Here is a 1588-nt window from a genome sequence, read left to right on the forward strand (position 1 = left end):
CTCTCGAAGGCCTTCAGGCTCTCCTCCAGGGTGAGCTCCCCCTCCTCCAGCGCCCGGACGATCTTCTCAAGCTCCGCAAGAGATCCCTCCAGGCTCAGGTCATCAGATGCTTCACCAGTCATCTCCGTCACCTTCATCATCTCCGATCCGCCCTCTCGCCCATCGACCGGCAGAGAAGCCTCCCCTCGGCGAAGACCAGGTCGAAGAGCTCGCCAGGGGACAAATCCGAGGCCCTCCTGGCCAGGCCTCGATCGGTGAGGGCGATGCAGTAGCCCCGGGAGAGGGTCGATAGGGGGCTGAGGGAGTCGAGCTTCCCCGCGACCAGCTCCAGCCTTCCGGCGAGGGCCTCCGCCTTTCGATCCTCCGCCGAGACGAGGCGGTCCATCATCCGGTCGAGGCTCTGCCTCTCCTCGGAGACGATGCTTCGCATCCTCCTCCCCGATAGCGCCCTGGCGAGGTCTGCAAACCTCTGCCGCTTCCGGGCCAGATTCGCCGATAGAGACCGCACCATCCTCGCCTCGATCCCCTCCAGATCCTCCCTCAGCCTCTCCACCTCGGGCCTCACCATCTCCGCCGCCGCCGAGGGGGTGGGGGCCCGGACGTCGGCGACGAAGTCGGCTATGGTCACGTCCGTCTCGTGGCCCACCGCCGAGACGACGGGACACCCGGATCGGTAGATAGCCCTCGCCACCAGCTCTGAGTTGAAGGGCGAGAGATCCTCCGCCGACCCTCCTCCCCTCCCCACGATGATCACGTCGGCGACGCCCTGGAGGGCGGATATGGCCGAGGCGATGGACGCGGGGGCGGCCTCCCCCTGGACCTGAGCGGGAGATATGACGATTTTGGCGGGACAGGACCCAAGAACCCTCAGAACGTCCCGCAGGGCGGCGCCGTCGGGCGAGGTGACAACCCCAATGCAGGCGGGATAGGCTGGGATAGACCTCTTCCTCTCGGCATCGAAGAGCCCCTCGGCCGCGAGCCTCTCCTTCAACATCTCCAGCTCCAGGTATTTACCGCCCAGGCCGGAGTCCCGCCGGGCGGCCTTCACCAGGATCTGGACCCTTCCTTGGGGACGGTAGAACTCCACATCCCCGTAAACGAGAACGTTCAGCCCGTTCTCAAGCTCGAAGTCGAGGCCTCCGCTGTGGCCGCGAAAGAGGACGCAGGAGATCTGAGAGTCTCCGTCCCTGAGGGTGAAGTACCGGTGGCCCGACCGGTGGTTGACGACGTTCGAGAGCTCCCCCCGGGCCCAGAGGTCGCAGAGCCGAAGGTCAGTGGTCAGCCTCTCTCTGATCCTGGAGTTGAGCTCGCTGACGTTGAATACTCGGTTCAATAACAGAAGAAGGAGACTGCACCATATTTAAGGACTCTCGGCGTAGGCCGAAAGAAATGGTCGTACGTTTGAAGATCGAGGGGGAGATGGTGAAGGCCAGGTTCATTTCCAGGACGAGCAGGTTTTCGGTTCTGGCCGAGCTGGTGGATCTGGGAAGCGGATCGGGAAAGTTCGAGTGCCACCTTCCCAACCCAGGAAGGCTGAAGGAGCTTCTCGTCCCCGGTGCGGAGCTCCTCCGTCCCGCAAAAAATCCGG

At 64.0% G+C, this 1588-nt stretch carries 2 protein-coding genes and 1 pseudogene; 1 reads left to right on the forward strand and 2 read right to left on the reverse strand.

Features of this window, described 5'->3' with window-relative positions; translation table 11 throughout:
* The coding region (locus ACP5EL_RS08735; RefSeq protein WP_428402130.1) for an exodeoxyribonuclease VII small subunit at window positions 1-140 on the reverse strand (140 nt) is incomplete at its 3' end.
* Window positions 137-1333 carry an exodeoxyribonuclease VII large subunit gene (gene xseA / locus ACP5EL_RS08740; protein ID WP_428402125.1) on the reverse strand — a complete coding sequence of 399 codons (1197 nt, stop codon included), beginning with the start codon at window positions 1331-1333 and terminating at the stop codon, window positions 137-139. The genes xseA and ACP5EL_RS08735, both read right to left, overlap by 4 nt.
* A 68-nt stretch (window positions 1334-1401) precedes the next feature.
* Between xseA and ACP5EL_RS08745 the strand changes: the two are divergent.
* Window positions 1402-1588, forward strand: a pseudogene (locus ACP5EL_RS08745) (DNA/RNA nuclease SfsA); the annotation flags it as partial.

The sequence above is a fragment of the Methanocrinis sp. genome, assembly GCF_049974945.1.
In the GTDB taxonomy this organism is placed as follows: domain Archaea; phylum Halobacteriota; class Methanosarcinia; order Methanotrichales; family Methanotrichaceae; genus Methanocrinis.